The 20612-nt window shown below is 64.8% G+C and carries 19 protein-coding genes; 13 read left to right on the top strand and 6 right to left on the bottom strand.

Features of this window, described 5'->3' with window-relative positions:
* Positions 1–40 precede the first annotated feature (40 nt).
* The 5 genes from NKI39_RS07065 to NKI39_RS07045 are packed head-to-tail and all read left to right on the top strand — an operon-like array spanning position 41 to position 5497.
* Positions 41–1099, top strand: a complete 1059-nt coding sequence (locus NKI39_RS07065) for a sugar ABC transporter substrate-binding protein (protein ID WP_352831192.1) — start codon at positions 41–43, stop codon at positions 1097–1099.
* Positions 1100–1155: 56 nt separating this feature from the next.
* Positions 1156–2682, top strand: a complete 1527-nt coding sequence (locus NKI39_RS07060; protein ID WP_352831190.1) for a sugar ABC transporter ATP-binding protein — start codon at positions 1156–1158, stop codon at positions 2680–2682.
* A gap of 16 nt (positions 2683–2698) precedes the next feature.
* A complete protein-coding gene (locus NKI39_RS07055; RefSeq protein WP_352831188.1) occupies positions 2699–3676 on the top strand; it encodes an ABC transporter permease in 978 nt (325 codons plus the stop codon).
* Positions 3673–4548 carry a MurR/RpiR family transcriptional regulator gene (locus NKI39_RS07050; protein ID WP_352831186.1) on the top strand — a complete coding sequence of 292 codons (876 nt, stop codon included), beginning with the start codon at positions 3673–3675 and terminating at the stop codon, positions 4546–4548. Before NKI39_RS07055 ends, NKI39_RS07050 begins: the two co-directional genes overlap by 4 nt.
* A 31-nt stretch (positions 4549–4579) precedes the next feature.
* Positions 4580–5497 carry a ribokinase gene (locus NKI39_RS07045; protein ID WP_352831184.1) on the top strand — a complete coding sequence of 306 codons (918 nt, stop codon included), beginning with the start codon at positions 4580–4582 and terminating at the stop codon, positions 5495–5497.
* Positions 5498–5507: 10 nt separating this feature from the next.
* On the opposite strand, the gene NKI39_RS07040 is transcribed toward NKI39_RS07045, so the two are convergent.
* Positions 5508–6533 carry a LacI family DNA-binding transcriptional regulator gene (locus NKI39_RS07040; RefSeq protein WP_023676728.1) on the bottom strand — a complete coding sequence of 342 codons (1026 nt, stop codon included), beginning with the start codon at positions 6531–6533 and terminating at the stop codon, positions 5508–5510.
* A 196-nt stretch (positions 6534–6729) separates the two neighbouring features.
* Between NKI39_RS07040 and NKI39_RS07035 the strand changes: the two genes are divergently transcribed.
* The 5 genes from NKI39_RS07035 to NKI39_RS07015 all read left to right on the top strand — a co-directional run bounded on the left by NKI39_RS07035 (position 6730) and on the right by NKI39_RS07015 (position 11778).
* Positions 6730–7764, top strand: coding sequence for a Gfo/Idh/MocA family protein (locus NKI39_RS07035; RefSeq protein WP_352505622.1), 1035 nt, complete (start codon positions 6730–6732; stop codon positions 7762–7764).
* On the top strand, positions 7764–8669 hold the full coding sequence (locus NKI39_RS07030) for a sugar phosphate isomerase/epimerase family protein (protein WP_352505670.1): 906 nt from the start codon (positions 7764–7766) through the stop codon (positions 8667–8669). The genes NKI39_RS07035 and NKI39_RS07030 overlap by 1 nt, the downstream gene beginning before the upstream one ends.
* A gap of 165 nt (positions 8670–8834) precedes the next feature.
* Positions 8835–9848, top strand: coding sequence for a substrate-binding domain-containing protein (locus tag NKI39_RS07025; protein WP_023676725.1), 1014 nt, complete (start codon positions 8835–8837; stop codon positions 9846–9848).
* 86 nt (positions 9849–9934) lie between these two features.
* A complete protein-coding gene (locus tag NKI39_RS07020; RefSeq protein WP_352505623.1) occupies positions 9935–10732 on the top strand; it encodes an ATP-binding cassette domain-containing protein in 798 nt (265 codons plus the stop codon).
* Positions 10729–11778 carry an ABC transporter permease gene (locus NKI39_RS07015; RefSeq protein WP_352505624.1) on the top strand — a complete coding sequence of 350 codons (1050 nt, stop codon included), beginning with the start codon at positions 10729–10731 and terminating at the stop codon, positions 11776–11778. The genes NKI39_RS07020 and NKI39_RS07015 overlap by 4 nt, the downstream gene beginning before the upstream one ends.
* Positions 11779–11790: 12 nt before the next feature.
* On the opposite strand, the gene NKI39_RS07010 is transcribed toward NKI39_RS07015, so the two are convergent.
* On the bottom strand, positions 11791–14514 hold the full coding sequence (locus tag NKI39_RS07010) for an ATP-dependent helicase (protein WP_352614311.1): 2724 nt from the start codon (positions 14512–14514) through the stop codon (positions 11791–11793).
* A gap of 252 nt (positions 14515–14766) precedes the next feature.
* Here NKI39_RS07010 and NKI39_RS07005 point away from each other — a divergent pair, with 252 nt between their 5' ends.
* Positions 14767–17079 carry a glucose/quinate/shikimate family membrane-bound PQQ-dependent dehydrogenase gene (locus NKI39_RS07005; RefSeq protein WP_352815405.1) on the top strand — a complete coding sequence of 771 codons (2313 nt, stop codon included), beginning with the start codon at positions 14767–14769 and terminating at the stop codon, positions 17077–17079.
* Between the two features lie 10 nt (positions 17080–17089).
* Here the strand turns inward: NKI39_RS07005 and NKI39_RS07000 are convergent, their stop codons facing one another.
* Positions 17090–17521 (bottom strand): hypothetical protein, encoded by a 432-nt coding sequence (locus tag NKI39_RS07000; RefSeq protein WP_352815403.1) that lies wholly within the window; start codon positions 17519–17521, stop codon positions 17090–17092.
* A 9-nt stretch (positions 17522–17530) separates the two neighbouring features.
* Positions 17531–17701, bottom strand: coding sequence for a hypothetical protein (locus NKI39_RS06995; RefSeq protein ID WP_352471599.1), 171 nt, complete (start codon positions 17699–17701; stop codon positions 17531–17533).
* Positions 17702–17954: 253 nt separating this feature from the next.
* Between NKI39_RS06995 and NKI39_RS06990 the strand changes: the two genes are divergently transcribed.
* Positions 17955–18854: a dienelactone hydrolase family protein gene (locus NKI39_RS06990; RefSeq protein ID WP_352831181.1), complete on the top strand. Its 900-nt coding sequence runs from the start codon at positions 17955–17957 to the stop codon at positions 18852–18854.
* On the opposite strand, the gene NKI39_RS06985 is transcribed toward NKI39_RS06990, so the two are convergent.
* Positions 18855–19757 (bottom strand): EamA family transporter, encoded by a 903-nt coding sequence (locus NKI39_RS06985; protein WP_352831180.1) that lies wholly within the window; start codon positions 19755–19757, stop codon positions 18855–18857. It lies immediately after the preceding gene.
* 90 nt (positions 19758–19847) lie between these two features.
* Here NKI39_RS06985 and NKI39_RS06980 point away from each other — a divergent pair, with 90 nt between their 5' ends.
* Positions 19848–20327 (top strand): Lrp/AsnC family transcriptional regulator, encoded by a 480-nt coding sequence (locus NKI39_RS06980; protein WP_352831290.1) that lies wholly within the window; start codon positions 19848–19850, stop codon positions 20325–20327.
* A 72-nt stretch (positions 20328–20399) separates the two neighbouring features.
* Here NKI39_RS06980 and NKI39_RS06975 read toward each other — a convergent pair whose 3' ends face one another.
* Positions 20400–20597, bottom strand: a complete 198-nt coding sequence (locus tag NKI39_RS06975) for a hypothetical protein (protein ID WP_023676715.1) — start codon at positions 20595–20597, stop codon at positions 20400–20402.
* Positions 20598–20612: the final 15 nt, after the last annotated feature.

Here is a 20612-nt window from a genome sequence, read left to right as displayed (position 1 = left end):
GCCGGCGGCATAGACCGTTTTTCAACAAGGGAGGAAGATCATGAAATTTCTACTTGCCACCGCTGCCGCTGCCCTGATGGCGCTGTCCATCGGCTCGGCTTTTTCCGCGGACCTCGCGCCGCTCAATTCCGACACCGAGAAGGATCGCATCGACTGGTCGCAGCTCGAGGCCAAGTTCGGGGCGTTCCCCAAGTTGCCCGAGGGTACCAAGGCGGGTGCGGTCTCCAAGACGCTGACCAATGAATACTGGCGCTCGCTGGGGGAGGGCTACAAGTCGTTCGGCGACCGCACCGGCGTGCCCGTCGTCTACCAGGCAGCGCAGAGCGAGGGCGACCAGCTCGGTCAGCTCACCATCGCCGAAGGCCTGGTCACACAGGGCTACAACGTGCTGCTCGTCTCGCCGCAGACCGACTCCAACCTGCAGCCGATCATGGAACAGGCCAAGGCGGCCAACGTGCCGGTGGTCAACGTCAACGACGCGGTCATCCCGCAGGCCGAGCATTATGTCGGTAATGTCCAGCGCGACAACGGCGTGCGCGTCGCCAAATGGTTCATCAAGAACCGGCCGGACGGCGGCAAGGTCGCCATCGTCGAAGGCCAGGCCGGCGTCTACGCCGCCGTCCAGCGCACCGATGGTTTCAAGACAACGATCACCGAGGCCGGCAAGTTCGACGTCGTCGCCAGCGTCCCCGGTAACTGGGATCGCCAGACCTCCTACGACGCGGCCACCAACATCCTGCAACAGCACCCCGACCTGATCGGCTTCTATGCCAACAATGACGGCATGGCGCTGGGCATCGTCGAGGCGGTCAAGGCTGCCGGGCTGCAGGACAAGGTTGCGGTCTTCGGCACCGACGGCATCTCCGACGCCTATGCCTCGATCCGCGCCGGCGAGCTGACCGGCACCGTCGATTCATTCCCGGTGCTGACCGGCGAGGTGGCGCTGGAATCTGCGCTGCGGCTGGTGGCCGGGCAGAAGCTGCCGCGCGTCGTTGCCACGCCGCAGGCGCTGATCACCAAGGACAATGCCGACCGTTACTCCGGCGGCGGCGATGCCGTGCGCAAGGCGCTGCTCGAGGACGCGGCAGCGGGCCAGTAGAGCAGGGCCGGCAGGTGCCGGCCTTGGGTCGGCACCTTGCCTGGAGAACCGAAGCAATGTCAGCGCGGCTGCAATTCGAGGGCATTTCCAAAGAGTTTCCGGCTGTGCGGGCGCTGAGCGAAGTGTCGTTTTCGGTCGGCGCCGGCGAGATCCATGGCCTGCTCGGTGAAAACGGCGCCGGCAAATCGACGCTGCTGCGCATACTGTCAGGCGTCTACCGACCGACGGCGGGAAGCGTGCTGATCGACGGCAAGCCGGTGATGCTGAACAATCCGGTCGCCGCACGCGCAGCCGGCGTGGCGATGATCCATCAGGAATTACAGCAGGTGCCACGCCTCAGCGTCGCCCAGAACATGTTCCTCGGCCATCCGTTGACGCGCGGCGGCGTCTTCGTCGCACGGCGCGAGCAGGAGAGCCGCGCTGCGGAAGCGCTGGCCGCCATCGACCCGACCATCGATCCGGCAGCCCCGCTTGGCAGCCTGAAGGTGGCGCAGCGGCAGATCGTCGAGATCGCGCGGGCGCTGCTCGACCGCGCCAGGATCGTGGCGATGGACGAGCCGACGTCGAGCCTCACGCCGAGCGAGTTCGAACGGCTGGCGGAAGTTATTGCCGGTCTGGCACGCGACGGTGTCGCCGTCGTCTATGTCTCGCACAAGCTGGACGAGGTGTTCGGCATCTGCCAGCGCGCAACCATCATGCGCGACGGCGTTGTGGTCGAAACCGTCGATCTCGCGCAGGTGTCGGAAAAGGCCGTCGTTTCGATGATGGTCGGCCGCGAGCTTGCCCAGGAACAACACCGCTCGCATGCTTCTCCCGAGATCAGGCTGAGCGTGCGTGGCCTCGCCTCGGCAACCAAGGTCCGTGACGTTTCGTTCGACCTGCATCGCGGCGAGGTGCTGGGCGTTGCTGGCCTGGTCGGCTCGGGCCGCACCGAACTGCTGCGGCTGCTGGCCGGCGCCGACCGGGCCTCATCAGGCGCAATAGAGATCGACGGCGCGGCGGTAAAGCTTTCCAGTCCGCGCGACGCGATCGCGGCCGGCATCGGTCTGGTGCCGGAGGAGCGCAAGCGCGAAGGCATCGTGCCGTTGCGGTCGATCTCCAGCAACATGGCGCTGGCCTCGATGGGCGTGTTCGCGCCGCGCGGCGTCATCGATCACAAAAGGCTGAAACGGGTCGCGGCCGAGAAGATGAAGCGGGTCAATCTCAGGCCGTTCCTGCTCGACCGGCCGATCCGCCTGTTCAGCGGCGGCAACCAGCAGAAAGCGATCATGGGCCGCTGGCTGGCGGCGGGAACGCGGATCCTTCTGTTCGACGAACCGACGCGCGGCATCGATGTCGGCGCCAAGGCGGAGATCTACCACCTGATCGAGGAACTCGCCGCCGAAGGCCATTCGGTAATCGTCGTGTCGTCCGAACTCCCCGAGGTGATCCGGCTCGCCGACCGCGTGCTGGTCATGCGCGACGGCACGGTCGCCGCCGAACTGGGCCGCGCAAGTCTCAGCGAACAGGCGATCGCCGCGTACGCCATACCCCAAACGGAGATTGAGGCCGGCAAGGCGCAAGGCCATCGGGCCGGTGCATAACGGACAGGACCAGCCGATGACCGATATAACCCAACACACAGCAGCGCGCCCAAGGGCAGATTTCCTGCACCGGTTTTCCGTGCGCGACGCCGGCACGCTGATCGGCCTGGTGGTGATCCTCGCCGTCTTCGGGGTGCTGGTCCCCGGCTTCTTTGCCGAGCGTAACCTGATCAACATCCTGCAGCAATCGAGCATCAATGCGTGCCTGGCGTTGGGCATGACGCTGGTCATCATCTCGGGCGGCATCGACCTGTCCGTCGGGCCGACGGCAGCCCTTTCGGCGGTCATCTCGGCCTCGATGCTGGTTGCCGGAGTGCCGTTTCCGCTGGCCATCGCCGCTGGCTTCGCCATCGGCCTCGCCTGCGGACTGCTCAACGGCGTGCTGGTTGCCTATGTCGGGCTGCAGCCCTTCATCGTCACGCTGGGAACGCTCAGCACCTACCGGGCGCTGGCGCTGATCTATACCGGCGGCAATCCGGTGCTCGGCCTGCCTGCCGGCTTCCGTGCCATCTTCAACGGCTCGCTGTTCGGATTGCCCTTGGCGGTCATCATCGTGGCCGTGGTCGCGCTGATTGCCTGGATCATCCTCAAGAAGACGCCGTTTGGCGAATATCTGCTCGCCGTCGGGGGCAATGAGGAGGCGGCCTACATAGCCGGCGTGCCGATCGCTCGCACCAAGATCGCCGCCTATATGATCTCGGGCCTGCTGGCAGCGCTTGCAGCGCAGATCCTGATCGGCCGGCTGGGTGCCGCCGAGCCCATTCTCGGCAATCTCTGGGAACTCGACGCCATAGCGGCGGCGGCGATCGGCGGTGCCTCGCTGATGGGCGGCAAGGGCAGCGTCGTCGGCACCATCCTGGGCGCCGTCATTCTTGGCAGCATGCGCAACGGCCTGACGCTGATGAACGTGCAGTCCTTCTATCAGCTCCTGGCAACTGGCCTTATAATCCTCGCCGCGATGCTTATCGATCGCGTGACGAGGGGACGTGGATGACCTTGACCGGGCTGGACCTGAAAGCAGTAGGACCGCGCATTCGCATGATGATGCCGCATCTGACGCCGCTCGAGGCGAAGGTGGTTGAAACCGTCTTCGGACGGCGCGGCTTCGACGAGACCATACCGCTCAAGCAGATCGCCGAGGAGGCCGGTGTGTCGGAGGCGATGGTGGTCAAGATCGCCAAGAAGCTGGGTTTTTCCGGCTATCGCGACTTTCGCACGGCGGTCTATGAATACAGTCGCCTGCCGACCGCCGAGATGCATCAGGAGCTGTCGGTGGACGACAGTTCGGCCGAGATCGTGCAGAAGGTGTTCCGCACCTCTATCCAGGCGCTGGAGGAGACGCTCGCCATCCTCGACATGGACGATTTCGACCGTGCCGCCGATCTGCTTTACCGCGCCAGGAACCGCGATTTCTACGGCGTCGGCGGTTCGGCGCAGATCGCACGCGACGTCTCGCACAAATTCCTGCGCATCGGCATCCGCACCTCTGTCTATGACGATTCGCACATGATGCTGATGTCGGCCTCGCTGCTCGGCGCCGACGACATCGCCGTCGGCTTCTCGCATTCCGGCAACACGAGCGCTGTTATCGACGCCATCCAACTTGCGCGCAAAAGCGGCGCGCGCACGCTGGCCATCACCAACTATGACAACTCGCCATTGGCAGCCATCGCCGACATCGTGCTTTGCTCGACCGCCCAAGGCTCGCCGTTGATGGGTGAGAACGCAGCGGCGCGCATTGCCCAGCTCAACATTCTCGACGCGCTGTTCGTCGCGGTCGCGCAACGCGACTACCAGGCGGCGGAGCGCAATCTCGGCCGTACCATGTCTGCGGTGACGTCGAAACGGAAAGACAAGAACTCATGAAAGGCAAGCGGCTCATGAAGGTCTGGGGCACATGACGGCTCCTCCGCCGCTGGTGACCGTATTCGGCAGCCTGCATTACGATATCCTGGTCGAAGCCCCCGATCGCCCACGCAAGGGCGAAACGGTCACCGGCCATGCCTGGCATCCGAAATGCGGCGGCAAGGGCGGCAACCAGGCGGTGTCGGCAGCGCGGGCCGGCGTGCGTGCGGCGATGATCGGAGCTGTCGGCGACGATGATTTCGGCTGCGCGCTTCTCGACAATCTCGATCGCAACGGCGTCGACCAGCGCTTCGTGGGAGTGGCTTCGGGCGCCGGCTCGGGCATGAGCGTAGCGATTTTCGACGACAGCGGCGACTATGGCGCGGTGATCGTCTCGGGCAGCAATCTCACTCTCGGCGAAAAGGACATTACTGAGGCGGCCGAGCTGATTGCGCAAACGGCGGTTCTGCTGCTGCAGAACGAGGTACCGGAAGCCGCCAACATTGCCGCGGCGCGAGCGGTGAAGGCGCATGGCGGCCGCGTCGTTCTCAATGCGGCGCCGGCGCGAAAGCTGACAGCCGAACTGATCGCGCTGACCGACATCGTCATCGTCAACGCCATCGAGGCGGAATTCCTGGCCGGCGTTCCGGTCGTCGACACGCTCGAGGGTGCTGCGAAGGCGGCCGGCATGCTCGTCGGTTCCTATCCGGCTGCAATCGTTACGGCCGGCGGCGAGGGCATTGCCTATTGCGACCGCGACGGCCAGGCATTCGCCTTGCCGGCGATGCCGGTGGAGGTGGTCAGCACCCACGGTGCCGGTGATGAATTCGTCGGCGCCTTTGCGGCGGGGCTTGCGCGTGGAGAGCCCGTCGAGGCGGCACTTGCCGCCGCCAATGCCGCCGCTGCCTCGCTGGTCGCAACGCCGGAGCGCGAGCGCGGGGGTCTTGATCAATCTGAGCCTGCTCAGTGAGCGCCGCGATTCAATCGCTGTCGCGCGCGATCAGTTCCAGCGGCCAGACTTCACGGATGATGCGTGCGCCTTCGGCGCCGGCGTAAGCCGGGATCGATGCCAGCAGCATTTCGGCCAACCGCTCGCCCATCGGCTCGAGCGCCGGGCGGAAGCCGGTCAGCGCCGGCGAAAAATAGCGGCAGAGCGGGGTGTCGACGATGACGATCACCGCAACGTCGTGGCCGGGCCTGATGCCCGCCTCGGCCAGAGCCTTGCAGCCGCCAAGCGCCATCGCATCATTGTTGAAGATGATGGCCGTCGGCGGGTCCTTGGAGCGCATGACCTTCGGCGTCACCGCGTAGCCGCCGGCCTCGTTGATGAAGCCGTCGGCGATCAACTCGGGGTCGAATTCGATGCCGTGCCGCCGCAACGCCTTGCGATAGCCGGCGAGGAACAGATAGCCGAAATTGAGGTCGAGCGACGGGCGGATGGCGGCGATGCGGCGGTGACCGCGCGCGACGAGACGATCGACCGCGTCAGCCCCGGCTTTTTCGAAATCGAGGTCGAGCGAGGGATAGGAATCGCCGCCGGAGCGGCTGCGGCCGAGCGTCGCGAACGGGAAACCGGCCTGGGTCAGATAGTCGATGCGCTCGTCCTCGCGCCGCGTCCAGGCCAGCACCACGGCATCGGCCCGCCGCGTCTCGACGACACGGCGCAGGCGCTCCTGCTGGTAGTCGCCCGGCGCGCCCATCACCACGATCAGGTCGAGGCCGCTTTCGGCGAGCTTGGCCTGCAACCCGGTCAGGAACGGAATGAAGAACGGCTCGCCATATTCCTGGTCGCCCGGATGAGGCTGCAGCATGAAGGCGATCGAATGGGTGGCGCCGCGCCGCAGGCTGCGGCCGGACTGGTTCGGCGAATAATTCAGCTTCTTGGCCGCATCGAGCACGCGCTGGCGTGTGTCGGCATTGACATCGGCGCGGCCGTTGAGCGCGCGCGACACCGTGCCGATCGAAATATTCAGGTGACGCGCAAGGTCGTGAATGCTGGACGCCAAAGGACAGTTCTCCCCCTTGCTTGGCTAGCACCGGCTGCTCTCCGGGCCAAGCCGACGCCACGATTTTTCACAGCCGGCCAATTGACATTCTACGCCATCGGGTGTGTTCTCGTAAACGTTTACGGAAGAACGTTTGCGGCTCTGCCGTGAACGCCGTGACGATCGGTCTGGAGGGGCCGAGAGGGAGGAGTGCTGGATGATCAATGTCGTCCTGGTCGGCTGCGGCGCGATGAGCAAGGCCTGGCTCGATGCGGCCAAGCAGATCGACGGGCTCGCCATTGTCGGCCTGGTTGATCTCGACGCCGAAAGGGCGCGGGCAAGGGCGCGCGAATACGAGCTTTCCGGCGCCGTCATCGGAACTGAGCTCGACGCCGTGCTCGACCAGACCAGGCCCGACGCGGTATTCGACGTCGTGGTTCCCGCCGCCCGCCGCGAGGTCGCGCTTTCCGCCTTTGCCCACCATTGCCATCTCTTGACCGAAAAGCCGCTGGCCGACAGCCCGGACAATGCGCGTGCCATTGTCGAGGCGGCCCGCAGCGCCGGCCGCATCCATGCCGTCGTGCAGAACCGCCGCTATGTCGCCAATGTCAGGCGCATCCGGCGCTTTCTCGATTCCGGCGCCATTGGTGCGCCAACCAGCATCCACGCCGATTTCTTCGTTGCGCCGCATTTCGGCGGTTTTCGCGAAGAGATGCGCCATGTGCTGCTGCTCGATATGGCGATCCACACATTCGATGCAGCCCGCTACATGGTGGCCGGCGAACCGGCCGGCGTCTATTGCCAGGAGTGGGAGCCGGCCAACTCCTGGTATCGGCAAGGGTCGTCGGCAGCCGCAAGCTTCAACCTCGGCGGCGGCAAGCTGTTCACCTATGCCGGCAGTTGGTGCGCGGCCGGCTTCCGTACAAGCTGGGACAGTACATGGCGGATCGTCGCCGAGCGCGGCAGCATTGTCTGGGACGGCGCGGACGGATTGAAGGCGGAAGTCGTGCGGCCGGTCCGTGAAGGCCTGTTCGACCGCACCGAACCGATAGCCGTGCCGCCGCTCGACCCGGCAGATCGTGTCGGCGGCCATCTCGGCATCATCCAGGATTTCGTCCGCGCCGTCGAAACCGGCACCGAGCCGGAGACGCGCGGCGCCGACAACATCAAGAGCCTGGCCATGGTTTTCGCTGCGATCGAGAGCGCCGAAACCGGGCGCCGGGTCGCTATCGCTCAACAGGAGGGGTCATGATGCCAAACCCGCTGCTCGACATCAGGATCGGCACCATGGTGCGTGCGAACCTCGACGACCCGGCCGCCTATGTCAGGCAGATCCTGCCGCTCGGCTTCGAGAGCATCCAGCCGTTCTTCTGGCAGACGCTGGGCGGCAAGGACATTCCGCGGCTGGCGGGCGAGATCCGCGAGGCGATCGGCGATGCCGATGTCATCGTCTCGTCGATCGGCGTGTTCGGCAATCCGCTGGAGAGCGGCGAGATCGATCGCGGCGTGCTCGAGGCGTGGGAAACGATCATCGACAACGCGCATCGGTTCGGCACCAACATGGTCAGCGGCTTCACCGGCCGCATCCGCGGCAAGCCGCTGCCCGACAGCCTGCCGCGCTTCCGCGAGGTCTGGGGGCCGCTCGCCAAGCGGGCCGCCGACAAGGGCGTGCGCATCGCCTTCGAGAACTGCGCCATGGACGGCAACTGGGCCAGCGGCGACTGGAACATCGCCCACAATCCGGACGCCTGGGAGCTGATATTCAACGAATTGCCAAACGACAATCTCGGCCTGGAGTGGGAGCCCTGCCACCAGCTGGTCTATCTGATCGATCCGATCCCGCAGATCCGCAAATGGGCGCAGCGTATCTTCCACGTCCACGGCAAGGACGCGACGGTGCGCTGGGACGTGATCCGCGAACATGGCGTGTTCGGCCGCCTGCCGTTCGTGCAGATGCGCACCCCTGGCTTCGGCGACAGCGACTGGACGCGGGTGATCAGCGAGCTGCGGCTGGCCGGCTACAAGGGCGCCATCGACATCGAGGGCTGGCACGACCCGGTCTATCGCGGCGATCTCGAGATCACCGGCCAGGCGCGGGCACTGGATTATCTCCAACAATGCCGGGGAGGCGCGAGCTACCTGCCGAACCCGGTGTGAGGCTAATGCATGTCGCGCAAAAGTGCCCAGCGGTTTTGCGATAACGACATGCATAAAAACAGGACAAGCCGGCGGGAGGTGCCGGCCAGCGAAAGATTGCGGCGCAATGCCGAAGCGATCGTCAAAACCCCTCGGCTAGCGAGGGAACAAAGGGAGGATAAGTGCATGAGCATTACGATGAGAAGGACAGTTCTGCGCTCGACCGTCGCGGCGGCCGCGATGGCGCTCGCCGCCGCACTCTCGACCTTGCCGGCGCAGGCGCTCGATGCCCAGTGGTGTAAGGATGTCCATATCCGTTTCTTCGTCGGCGGCGCCGAGGGCGATGCCTTCGGCACGATCGTCTATAATGGCGCGAAGCAGGCGGCGGCCGATCTCGGGCCGAAGGTCGACTACATCTTTTCCCAGTGGGATGTCGAGAAGATGGTGCAGCAATTGCGCGAGGCTGTCGCGGTCAAGCCCCAAGGCATCGCCATGATGGGCCACCCGGGCGACGCCGCGATCATGCCGCTGGCCGAACAGGCGCACAAGGACGGCATCAAGATGATGTACCAGAACGTGCCGGTGCCGACGGTCACGGCGGCGTTCGGCGGCGGCTATGTCGGTGCCCAGCAGGAGCAGCAGGGCCGCGCGCTTGGTGCCGAGGCGGTCAAGCTGGCCGGGCTCAAGGCCGGCGACAAGGCAATCATGATCGGCCCGTTCGAGAACGAGAGCCGCGGCGCGCGCGAACGCGGCACTGTCGCTGCCCTCAAGGAAGCGGGCGTCGAGGTCATACAGCTCTCCTCGCCGCCAAGCGGCGAATGGGCTTCCGACCCCAATCTGGCCCTTCCGGTGATCACCGCGGCACTGCTCAACAATCCCGACGTCAAGGCGGTTGGCTATCCCGGCGGACAGATGCTGGGCAACGTCCCGACTTACATGCAGGCGGCGGGCAGGAAGCCGGGCGATATCTTCAACTTCGGCTTCGACACCAGCCCGCAGATCGTCGAGGGCTTCAAGGGCGGCTGGGTGCAGCTGACGGCCGACCAGCAGCCGTTCCTGCAGGGCTATCTGCCGATCCTCAGCCTCTGCCAGCAGGTTGTGCTGGGTCTCGCACCGATGAATGTCGATACCGGCGCCGGCTTCGTCACGCCGCAGAATTACGAGATCGTCGCCGAGCTCGCCAAGCAGGCGCTGCGCTGACCTCCCAAGCCGTCGGCCGGGATCGAGCCCGGCCGGCGGGACCGCCGGCGAAAAGGCCGGCACGCGACAATCAAGCGAGGATCGCCATGGCCGAACGCATCATCGAACTGCGCGACATCACCAAGTCCTACGGCCAGGTCTATGCGCTGGGCGGGGTCAATCTCAGCGTCGATCGCGGCGAGGTGGTCGGTCTGATCGGCGACAATGGCGCCGGCAAGTCGACGCTGATCAAGATCCTGTCCGGCGTGGTCAAACCGACCAGCGGCGAGATTCTCGTCCGCGGCAAGCCGGTGACCGGATGGAGCCCTGCGCGCTCGCGCGACGCCGGTATCGAAACGGTGTTCCAGGACCGGGCGCTCGCCGTGCAGCAGACGATCGTACGCAATATCTTCATGGGCCGCGAACTCACCGGCTGGCTTGGCTGGCTGAAGGTCAACAAGGAGATCGCGGAGGCGAGCCGGCTGATGCGCGAGATCGGCTTCACCTCGAAAGTGTTCACGCCACAGTCGATCGTCGGCCAGCTCTCGGGCGGCGAACGGCAGGGCGTGGCGATCGCGCGGGCCATCTATAAGAAGGCGGAGCTGATAGTCCTCGACGAACCGACGACCGCGCTATCGCTGACCGAGACCGCCAAGGTCTTCCACTTCGTGCGCCAGGTGCGGGCGAGCGGTCGCTCGATCCTGTTCATCGGCCACAACATCCACCACGTCTTCGATATCGCCGATCGCTTCGTGGTGCTGGACCGCGGCAAGGTCGCGCTCACCGCCGACCGCAGCGAGGTCAAATCGGCCGAGGATCTGATCAATTTCATGGAAGACGTCGCCCACCCCAGCGGATTGCCGGGGTTGCACGACGCGGGCGATGCAGGGAGGGCGGCACGATGAGCAAGACCATGGAACCCGATCTGCAGAGCCCCCTCGGCGGCACGCATAATGAGGCCGCCGGGAAAGAGTGGAGACACCCGTCCGACAATTGGCTGCGCGGGTTCATCCTCGACAACCGCGCCGCGCTCGGCACGCTTGCCGTGTTCATCGTCATGATGGCGGTGTTCATGATCGCCAACCCGATCGTGTTCACCACCTGGAATCTCTACAGTTCCGTGCTGACCACGCTGCCGGTGGCGTTGTTCGTGGTGGTGCCGCTGGTCTTCGTCGTCACTTGCGGCGAGATCGACCTGTCGTTTCCGGCGACAATGGGCTTTGCCTCATGGGTCTTCGCGCTGGTCGTGCAGGCCGGCTACGACCCGTTCCTCGGCATCGCCGCCGCAATCGTCACCGGCATGCTGCTCGGCTTCCTGGTCGGCTCGCTGGTCGTCTATGGCGGGCTGTCGTCGCTGATCGCCACGCTCGGCATGAATTTCCTGCTGCGCGGCCTGATCCAGATCATCAACGAGGGCAGGTCGACGGCACTGACCGGTCTTGCCGACAGCTGGGCCTACAAGATCTTCTCCAGCCAGCTTTATGGCATTCCGGTGCAGATCTTCTGGGCCATCGGCTTCGTCGTGCTGTCGGCGCTGCTTTACAACCGCCATCGCTTCGGCGCGCAGGTCAAGGTGGTCGGCGACAATCCCGACAGCGCCCAGCAGATGGGTATCGACGTCAAGCGCGTGCGGGTGAAAGTGTTCGTCTTCGTCGGTATCGGCGCGGCGATCGCCGGCACGTTCTCGGTGATGATCAACTTCACCTGGTGGCCGACGGCGGGCGACGGATACCTGCTGCCGGTGCTGGCATCGGTGTTCGTCGGCGGCACCCCGACCTGGGGCGGCATCGGTACCGTCGTCGGAGGCGCCATCGGCGCGGTCACGGTCTCGTTCATCCAGACCGGCGTCGTCGCGGCAGGCCTGAGCGGCTTCTACGTCCAGTTCTTCAACGGCCTGATCATCATCCTGTCGCTGCTCGGCCACAAGTGGAACCAGGCGCGGTATCGCTAGCGCCCGGCGGCCTCACACCCCGGTGACAAACCCGTCCAGCACGCGTTTCTGGCCGGCTTTGTCGAAGTCGATGGTCAGCTTGTTGCCTTCGATGGCCGAGATGTTGCCGTTGCCGAATTTCTGGTGGAAGACGCGGTCGCCGACGCTGAAGGGGGACGGCGTGTCGGCGACGGATTTGGCGACCAGCTCGCCGTCGATAGTGCGCCCTTTGACCGAGGTGCGACCGGCGCCGTAGCCGGAGTCGGTTTCGCCATAGCCGATGCGCTCGACCTGGTGGCCGGAGCGCGTGCCCCAATTGCGGTCGGTCGCCTCGGTGCGGTTGGCCTGAGCACGCTGCCAGCCCGGTGTCGCATAGGTGCTGGAGAAAGCGCCGGATTTTTCGGCGCCGTTATTGCCGCCGATGTTGTCGAAGCGCGACGCTCCATAAGGGTTCTGCCTGCCTGCACCTTGGCCTCCACGACCGGAGGCGAACGAGCCGCCGCCATAGGCATTGCCGTAGCCGCCGTAGGAGTTGCCGCTCTCGGAAACTTCGACATGGGCTTCCGGCAGCTCGTCAAGGAAGCGCGACGGGATGGTCGATTGCCAGAGGCCGTGGATGCGGCGGTTGGAGACGAACCAGATGTGCAGGTTCTTCTTGGCGCGGGTCAGGCCGACATAGGCGAGGCGGCGTTCCTCCTCCAGCCCTGAGCGGCCGCCCTCGTCGAGCGAGCGTTGGTGCGGGAACAGGCCTTCTTCCCAGCCGGGCAGGAACACGGTTTCGAATTCGAGGCCCTTGGCCGAATGCAGCGTCATGATGTTGACGGCGTCGAGCTCGGCGTTCTGCTCGGCGTCCATCACCAGCGCGACATGTTCGAGGAAAGAGCGCAGCGATTCATACTCCTCCATGGAGCGGATCAGTTCTTTTAAGTTCTCGAGCCGACCGGGCGCTTCGACCGAGCGGTCGTTCTTCCACATGTCGGTGTAGCCGCTCTCCTCCAGAATGGTCTCGGCGAGCTCGGTGTGCGGCGTGGTTTCGAGAGCCTTTTGCCAGCGTTCGAAATTGGCCGATACCTCGCGCAGTGCCGCGCGCGGCTTGGGCTTCAGCTCGTCGCTCTCGGCAAGTTTTGCCGCCGCCTCCAGCATCGGGATGCGCAGCGCCCGTGCGGTGTCGTGGATCTGGCGGATGGTGGCCTCGCCCAAGCCGCGCTTCGGCACGTTGACGATGCGCTCGAAGGCGAGGTCGTCGGCGCCTTGCGCGACGACGCGAAAGAAAGCCAGCGCATCGCGAATCTCGAGCCGCTCGTAGAAGCGCGGGCCGCCGATGACGCGGTAATTGAGGCCGAGCGTGACGAAGCGATCCTCGAATTCGCGCATCTGGAAGGAGGCGCGGACGAGAATCGCCATGTCGTTGAGATTGTGCTTCTGGCGCTGGTAGGCCTCGATGGTCTCGCCGACGGCGCGGGCCTCCTCTTCGGAATCCCAGGCGGCATGGACATGCACCTTCTCGTCGTCCTCGGCGATCTTTTCGGTGAACAGCGTCTTGCCGAAGCGGCCCTCATTGTGGGCGATGAGGTGGGAGGCGGTGCCGAGGATGTGCGCGGTCGAGCGATAGTTGCGCTCCAGCCGGATGATGGTGGCGCCGGGAAAATCCTTGTCGAAGCGCAGGATGTTGTCGACCTCGGCGCCGCGCCAGCCATAGATCGACTGGTCGTCGTCGCCGACGCAGCAGATATTTACGGTGGACAGGCGCGGGCTTCCCTCCCCCTTGAGGGGAGGGTGGCCGGGCAAAGCCCGGTCGGGTGGGGTCCGTGCGGCAGTGCTCGACCTACCGGCGGCAGTGCTCGACGCTCTAGCGGTGCCTTCTGCGGCAACCCCCTCCGCCCGCTTCGCGGGCACCTCCCCCTCAAGGGGGGAGGATTGCGGCCGCTGCGCCAAGAGCCGCAGCCACATGTACTGGGCGGTGTTGGTGTCCTGATATTCGTCGACGAGGATGTAGCGGAAGCGCTTGTGGTATTCCTTCAGCACGTCCGGATTGGCGCGGAAGATGCGGATCGGATGGCACAGGAGATCGCCGAAGTCGCAAGCGTTCAGCGTTTTCAGCCGCTCCTGATAGGCCTTGTAGAGCTCGCGGCCCTTGCCGTTGGCGAAGGCACGGGCATCGCCCTCGGGGATGTCGGCGGGACCGAGGCCCTTGTTCTTCCAGCCGTCGATCATCTGGGCGAACTGCTTGGCCGGCCAGCGCTTGTCGTCCAGCCCTTCGGCCTGGATAAGCTGCTTGATCAGGCGCACCACGTCGTCCGTGTCGAGAATGGTGAAGTCGGATTTGAGCCCGGCCAGCTCGGCATGTCTGCGCAGCAGCTTCACTCCAATCGAGTGGAAGGTGCCGAGCCACGGCATGCCCTCGACATTGCCTTCGCCGATCAACAGGCCGATGCGCTGCTTCATCTCGCGCGCCGCCTTGTTGGTGAAGGTGACGGCGAGGATCTGCGACGGGAAAGCCTTGCCGGTGGCAAGGATGTGGGCGATGCGGGTGGTCAGGACGCGCGTCTTGCCGGTGCCGGCGCCGGCCAACACCAGAACCGGGCCTTCAGTGGTCTCAACCGCCAGCCGCTGCTCGGGGTTCAACCCCTTGAGATAGTCGGGCGCATTGTTCTGGTTGCTGCGGGCAGCCATGGCGCGCGCGGCAATGCCCGACGGGGCCACGGGCCGCGCGTTCGGTTCGTCAAAAAAAGGCATGTCTTCCGAAAAGCCGGACATCTCTCCCCGAATGTAGTGATTCGGCAGCGAAAGGCCAGAAGTGTCTCCGTTTTGTTCTCTGTCCAGTCGGTGGACTCACAATCTGGATGGGTCCGCTAACCAAAACGCCGGGCTTGCGATGGGTCGGCACCGTAAAACGCCGAGCTTGCTTGACAGGGGAAGCGGGCCGGAGAAAGTTGCGTGGGGGCAGGAGCGCAATGCCGGGTTGCCCATGGACGCGTCGCGGAGCGCACCAGTCGAAGGAGCACCGTCTTGGCTGTGGTCATTACCTCCCTGATCCTTTTCCTCATCGGCCTGGCGGTTGGCGGCGGCGGCATCTGGCTCGTGACGCTGGGCGGCAGCTGGTACTACGTCATCGTCGGTCTAGCTTTCCTTGTCGCGGCCTGGCTGCTCTACAGGCGCAGATCCACGGCGCTGTGGCTCTACGCGGCGATCGTGCTCGGCACGCTCGCCTGGGCGGTCTGGGAGATTGGCTTCGACTGGTGGGAGCTCGGCCCGCGCGGCGGCATCATCGTGCTTGTCGCGCTATGGCTGTTGACGCCATGGGCGCGGCGCGGGCTTACCGGTCCCGACGGACGCGCGCCGCTGATCCTCGCCGTGCTGGCCTCGCTTGCGGTCGCCGGCTATTCGATGACGACCGATCCAAAGGATATTGCGGGTGAACTCAACACCGACAAGGTGACGCCGACGGCCGATCTCGGCGGCAACGTGCCGGCTGGCGAATGGCACTATTACGGTCGCACGCAATATGGCCAGCGCTATTCGCCGCTCGACCAGATCACCGCCGAAAACGTCGCCAATCTGCAGCCGGCCTGGACCTATCGCACCGGCGACGTGAAAGGGCCCGACGACATCGGCGAGACGACCTATCAGGTGACGCCGCTAAAAATCGCCGACACGCTCTACATCTGCACGCCGCATAATTTCGCCATCGCCATCGATGCCGCGAGCGGTAAGGAGAAATGGCGCTTCGATCCGCAGGTCAAGCTCAACAAGGACCGCCAGCACCAGACCTGCCGCGGCGTGTCCTATTATGCCGATGCCAGGGTCGCCGCTGGCCAGCCCTGCGCCACACGCATCTACCTGCCGACATCCGACGCCCGGCTGATCGCGCTCGATGCGGCGAATGGCCAGGTCTGCCCGACTTTCGCCGAAGGCGGCACGCTGAACCTGGTCGCCAACATGCCATATCCGAAGCCGGGCTATTATTATTCGACCTCGGCGCCGCTGATCGTCGCCAACAAGATCATCGTCGGCGGCGCGGTCAACGACAATTATTCGACGCAGGAGCCGTCCGGGGTCATTCGTGCCTACGATGCCGACACCGGCGCGCTGTTGTGGAACTGGGATTCCGGCAATCCGGACCAGACGACGCCGCTGCCGCCGGGCCAGACCTACACCAACAACTCGCCCAACATGTGGTCGACGGCAAGCGCCGACGAGAAGCTCGGCCTGCTTTATGTGCCGCTCGGCAACAAGACGCCGGACCAGCTCGGCGCCGGGCGCAGCGCCAATGACGAGAAATTCTCCTCGTCGATCACCGCGCTCGATCTCAACAGCGGACAATTGCGCTGGGTGCGGCAGACCGTGCACCACGATCTCTGGGACATGGACGTGCCGGCGCAGCCGACGCTGGTCGACATCACCACGGAAAGTGGCGTGGTGCCGGCGCTGGTCGGGCCGACCAAGCAGGGCGACCTCTATGTGCTCGACCGGCGCAGCGGCGAGCCGATCGTTCCGGTCAAGGAAGTGCCGGCACCGGGCGGCGCGATCGAGGGCGACCATACCTCGCCGACGCAGCCGGTCTCGGACCTGAGCTTCAGTCCGAAACCGCTGACCGGTGCCGACATGTGGGGCATCACCATGTTCGACCAGCTGGCCTGCCGGATCGAGCTCCGGAAGCTGCGCTATGAGGGCCGCTACACGCCGCCGTCGCTGCAAGGCTCGCTGATCTATCCCGGCAATTTCGGCACCTTCAATTGGGGCGGCGTGGCAGTCGATCCGGTCCGGCAGGTGATGTTCGGCATGCCGACATACCTGGCGTTCATCTCCAAGCTGGTGCCGCGCGCCGACGTGCCGCCGCCCGGTGACACCAAGGGCAGCGAACAAGGCCTGAACCGCAATGACGGTGCGCCTTACGCAGTGATATTGAAGCCGTTCCTGTCGCCGCTCGGCATTCCCTGCCAGGCGCCGCCCTGGGGCTATGTGGCGGGTGCCGACCTTCGGACCGGCAAGATCGTCTACAAGCATCGCAACGGCACCGTCTACGACATGACGCCGCTGCCGCTGCCGTTCAAGGTCGGCGTGCCCGGCATTGGCGGGCCGATGATCACTGCCGGCGGCGTCGCCTTCCTCGGTGCGGCGGTCGATGACTATGTGCGCGCTTATGACCTGACGACCGGCAAACAGCTCTGGCAGGCGCGGCTGCCGGCCGGCGGGCAGTCGACACCGATGACCTACACGGTAGCCGACGGACGCCAGTTGGTCGTCATCGTTGCCGGCGGCCACGGCTCGGTCGGTACCAAGCCGGGCGACTATGTGATGGCCTACACGCTGCCGAAATAGAGAAGTTCCTTCAGAGCCCGGGATGCCCTTTCAGGTCGGGTACCGATGCAAGTACCTCACTGGTCAGATGCGGGCCGGCGGCTGTCTCGGCCTGCTGGACCAGCATTGTGCCGGCCTGGCTGATCTGTGCGAGCGTGAGGCCTGATGCCTTGAGTATGGCGACGCCGTTGATCAGCGCGCCGGTCTTTTCGCCGAGAGCGCCACCGAGCGCGCCCTCCAGCGAGGACAGGAGGCCACCACCGGAAGCTGCGCCGGGAGCCATGACATCATATTGCTTGGCCAGGGCGTCGGCTCCCGGGATTTTGGCGAAGAAGCTGGACAGGGTCGTGCCTTCCGCCTCGTGTTCGAGCACCGAGAAAATCGTGCCGGCGATCTTTTCCGTCAAAGCCTGGTTGAGACCAGATTTCTGGGAGACGGTGTTGATGATGTCCTGAACGTCCATGACCTTTCCTCAGGCTTTGGTGTTTGCGGGCGGGTGCCGGTTGGCGCGGATTTTGATCAACGATCGTTTGAATGCGGTGAAGGCAGTGAACCGCAGCGCCAGCAAAGCCATAGCGGCGAGGGCGAACCCACTTGCCAGAAGCGGGGAGGGAAAGGTCATGGCATATTCCTTCGTCGTCAATCAGGCATTCTTTTTCCCGCCAAATGGCCATTCTCGTTCGCCAAATGGCCCGAGTGAGGCATAGCCCGGTAACTTCTTTTTACATCGTGGTGCGTGCATTTAGCATTGCCACAAAGGACCAAAATTTAACGACAGTGCGGCGCGCGGCATCACGGCGTCGTGCAGGGACTTATGGCAGCCTCACTCAGCCGTGACTGGACCAGGCAAGCTTCGGCTCTATGTTGCCGCGGGGGGCGCCGACGAGGAGCGCGCCATGACAACACCTGCCGGACCCATTGCCGCCGAGCCTGTCATTACCCAGGCGATGATCGACGCCTATGACGAATACACGCATCTGACGCTCGACCGGCGGCGCTTCATGGAGCAATTGACCAGGCTTGCCGGATCGGGTGCGGCAGCTGCCGCGATCGCGCCGCTGCTGGCGGCGAACTCGGCCCAGGCGGCAATCGTGGCGGAAGACGATCCGCGTGTGAAAGGCGAGGACATCAGCTATCCCGGCAGCGCCGGCGAGATGAAGGGCTATCTGGTCAGGCCGGCGGAGCAGACCGGCAAGCTTGGCACGGTCATCGTGGTGCACGAGAACAGGGGTCTCAACCCGCATATTCGCGATGTGGCGCGGCGCGTGGCGCTGGAAGGGTTCGTGGCGCTTGCGCCGGACTTCATGACATCGCTCGGCGGCACGCCGGACGATGAAAACAGGGCACGTGACCTGTTTTCCCAGCTCGATCCAGCACAGGTCGCCGCCAATGCCGTGGCAACCGTCGCCTACCTCAAAGGCTACGAGGACGGCAACGGCAAGGTCGGCGCCGTCGGCTTCTGCTGGGGCGGCGGCACGGTGAACATGCTGGCCGTCAACGCGCCGGACCTCGCCGCCGCCGTCGCCTATTACGGCATGCAGCCAAAGGCCGAGGACGTGCCGAAGATCAAGGCCGCGCTCATGCTGCATTATGCCGGGCTCGACACCCGCACCAATGCCGGTATCGATGCCTTCAAGAAGGCACTCGACGCGGCTCATGTCGAATACTCGGTCTATGTCTATGAAGGCGCCAACCATGCCTTCAATAACGACACGTCGGCGGCCCGCTATGACAAGAAGGCGGCCGACCTCGCCTGGGGCCGGACGATCGCTTTCCTCAAGGAGAAGCTGGCCTGATCAGTCCGGCGCCGGCTTATGGAACGCCACGCCGGCCACCACCAGGGCGATGCCAAGGCAGTCGGTGAGGCTCGGCACCTGCCGCAGCACGATGACGCCGATCAACGTTGCGGTGACCGGCAGCAATGACAGCATCAGCGCGAAGCTGGAGCGCGGCAGCCGCGACATGGCAAGCTGGTCGCAAATATAGGGAATGACCGACGAGCAGATGCCGACGCCGACCGCCGCAAGCAGCAGCGGCGGCGCCGAGAAAGCCGGCAGAGCATCGGCGAAACCGATCGGCAGAACGACGAGAAGGGCGACCGCCATGGCGGCACCCAGCCCGGCGATGCCGTCACCAGCGCCGGCGCGCGCGACGCGGTGGCCAAGAACGATGTAGCCAACGAACAGCGTGCCGTTGAGGAAGGCCCAGAACAGGCCGACGGGATCGCTCGACCATTTGACGTCGATTAGCAGCAGGGTGCCGGCGACAGCGATTGCGAGGGCGGCGAGATTGCGCGGGCTTCTGAGGCCAACAAGCGCGACGCCGATCGTGCCGACGAATTCGATCGCTGCCACCAGGGAGATCGGCAGCCGATCGAGCGCCAGGTAGAAAGAACAGTTCATCACGCCAAGGCAGGCGCCGAAGGCCAGAAGCAGCAACTGCGTCGAGCGATCGGCGCGGGCGAAGACCGCCCATGGCCGGGTCAATGGGGCAAAGACGAGTGCCGCGGTGGCGATGCGCAGCCAAGCCATGCCGAGCACGCCGACATGCGGGAAAAGCAGCACCGCGAAGGCCGGTCCGAGATAGTGGAACACGGCGCTGACGCCGAACCAGAGATGCGGCGGGACCGCGTTTGCCAGGGTAAAGGCGGGGCCGGCGAGTGCCGGACTTGCTGCGGGGGCTTGCGTCCGATCTTGCATGGGATCAGTATCGCAGGCGATTGTTGCCATTGATATGGATAATTGCCGGGCATTTCGGCCATTTCCTTTCCGAAAGCAAGGAGTATTCCGCTGAAACGCTTTCGAAATGAAAATAGCGATCTGGATCCGGCGGACCTGAAAATTCTGCGCCTGCTGGAAAAGGACGCGCGCACCAGCACCGCCGAATTGGCGCGGTCGGTCGGCCTGTCGGCGCCGAGCGTTGCCGAGCGCATCAAGCGGCTGCAGGAAAGCGGTGTGATCGAGGCCTATACGGTGCGTATCAATCCGGCCGCGCTCGGCATGAAGCTGTCGGCATGGCTGCGGATCAGGCCGGTGCCGGGGCAACTGGCTGTCGTGGCCGAAATCATCCGCGACCTACCGGAAATCGCCCAATGCGACCGGGTCACCGGCGAGGACTGTTTCATCGCTTTGGCGCATGTCGGCTCGGTGGCCGAGCTCGAACGGGTGATCGACCGGATCATTCCGTTCGCGATGACCAATACGGCGATCATCCAGTCGTCGCCCGTGGTGCCGCGATCGCCGCTGGGGGCGGTGAAGCGCCAGCTGTGACGCTTGGGATCGTTCGTCAGCACATCATCAGAAATGCAAACCGGACGGCCGGTCTGTTTCTTCCCCCACCGTTCAGGCGTGGCCGCGTTTCATCCGCGCCTGCTTCAGGATGGCGCGCCAGCGGATCATGGCGAAAGGGATCGGCTCGTTGTTGTTGGCGATGTGGAAGATCTCGTTATTGAGGTTCTTCAGCGAGCGCCAGAAATCATAGTCGGTGATGCGTGGATCAGCCGCCAGCCTGTCCGCCTCGACCTTGATATCGGTTTTCATGCACGTTCCCCGAAC

It is taken from the genome of Mesorhizobium sp. M0664 (assembly GCF_040320565.1).
Classification (GTDB): domain Bacteria; phylum Pseudomonadota; class Alphaproteobacteria; order Rhizobiales; family Rhizobiaceae; genus Mesorhizobium.
The sequence above is the reverse complement of the archived record's forward strand: the minus strand, read 5'-3'. Positions and strand labels throughout refer to the sequence as shown.

What these genes read in the sequence shown, in the direction of transcription:
- NKI39_RS07055 (WP_352831188.1), top strand. Translation starts at nt 2,699, where the DNA reads ATGACCGATATAACCCAACACACAGCAGCGCGCCCAAGGGCAGATTTC.
- NKI39_RS07060 (WP_352831190.1), top strand. Translation starts at nt 1,156, where the DNA reads ATGTCAGCGCGGCTGCAATTCGAGGGCATTTCCAAAGAGTTTCCGGCT.
- NKI39_RS06985 (WP_352831180.1), bottom strand. Translation starts at nt 19,757, where the DNA reads ATGCAAGATCGGACGCAAGCCCCCGCAGCAAGTCCGGCACTCGCCGGC.
- NKI39_RS07000 (WP_352815403.1), bottom strand. Translation starts at nt 17,521, where the DNA reads ATGGACGTTCAGGACATCATCAACACCGTCTCCCAGAAATCTGGTCTC.
- NKI39_RS06990 (WP_352831181.1), top strand. Translation starts at nt 17,955, where the DNA reads ATGACAACACCTGCCGGACCCATTGCCGCCGAGCCTGTCATTACCCAG.
- NKI39_RS07030 (WP_352505670.1), top strand. Translation starts at nt 7,764, where the DNA reads ATGCCAAACCCGCTGCTCGACATCAGGATCGGCACCATGGTGCGTGCG.
- NKI39_RS07045 (WP_352831184.1), top strand. Translation starts at nt 4,580, where the DNA reads ATGACGGCTCCTCCGCCGCTGGTGACCGTATTCGGCAGCCTGCATTAC.
- NKI39_RS07015 (WP_352505624.1), top strand. Translation starts at nt 10,729, where the DNA reads ATGAGCAAGACCATGGAACCCGATCTGCAGAGCCCCCTCGGCGGCACG.
- NKI39_RS07065 (WP_352831192.1), top strand. Translation starts at nt 41, where the DNA reads ATGAAATTTCTACTTGCCACCGCTGCCGCTGCCCTGATGGCGCTGTCC.
- NKI39_RS07020 (WP_352505623.1), top strand. Translation starts at nt 9,935, where the DNA reads ATGGCCGAACGCATCATCGAACTGCGCGACATCACCAAGTCCTACGGC.
- NKI39_RS07010 (WP_352614311.1), bottom strand. Translation starts at nt 14,514, where the DNA reads ATGTCCGGCTTTTCGGAAGACATGCCTTTTTTTGACGAACCGAACGCG.
- NKI39_RS07050 (WP_352831186.1), top strand. Translation starts at nt 3,673, where the DNA reads ATGACCTTGACCGGGCTGGACCTGAAAGCAGTAGGACCGCGCATTCGC.
- NKI39_RS07025 (WP_023676725.1), top strand. Translation starts at nt 8,835, where the DNA reads ATGAGCATTACGATGAGAAGGACAGTTCTGCGCTCGACCGTCGCGGCG.
- NKI39_RS06975 (WP_023676715.1), bottom strand. Translation starts at nt 20,597, where the DNA reads ATGAAAACCGATATCAAGGTCGAGGCGGACAGGCTGGCGGCTGATCCA.
- NKI39_RS07035 (WP_352505622.1), top strand. Translation starts at nt 6,730, where the DNA reads ATGATCAATGTCGTCCTGGTCGGCTGCGGCGCGATGAGCAAGGCCTGG.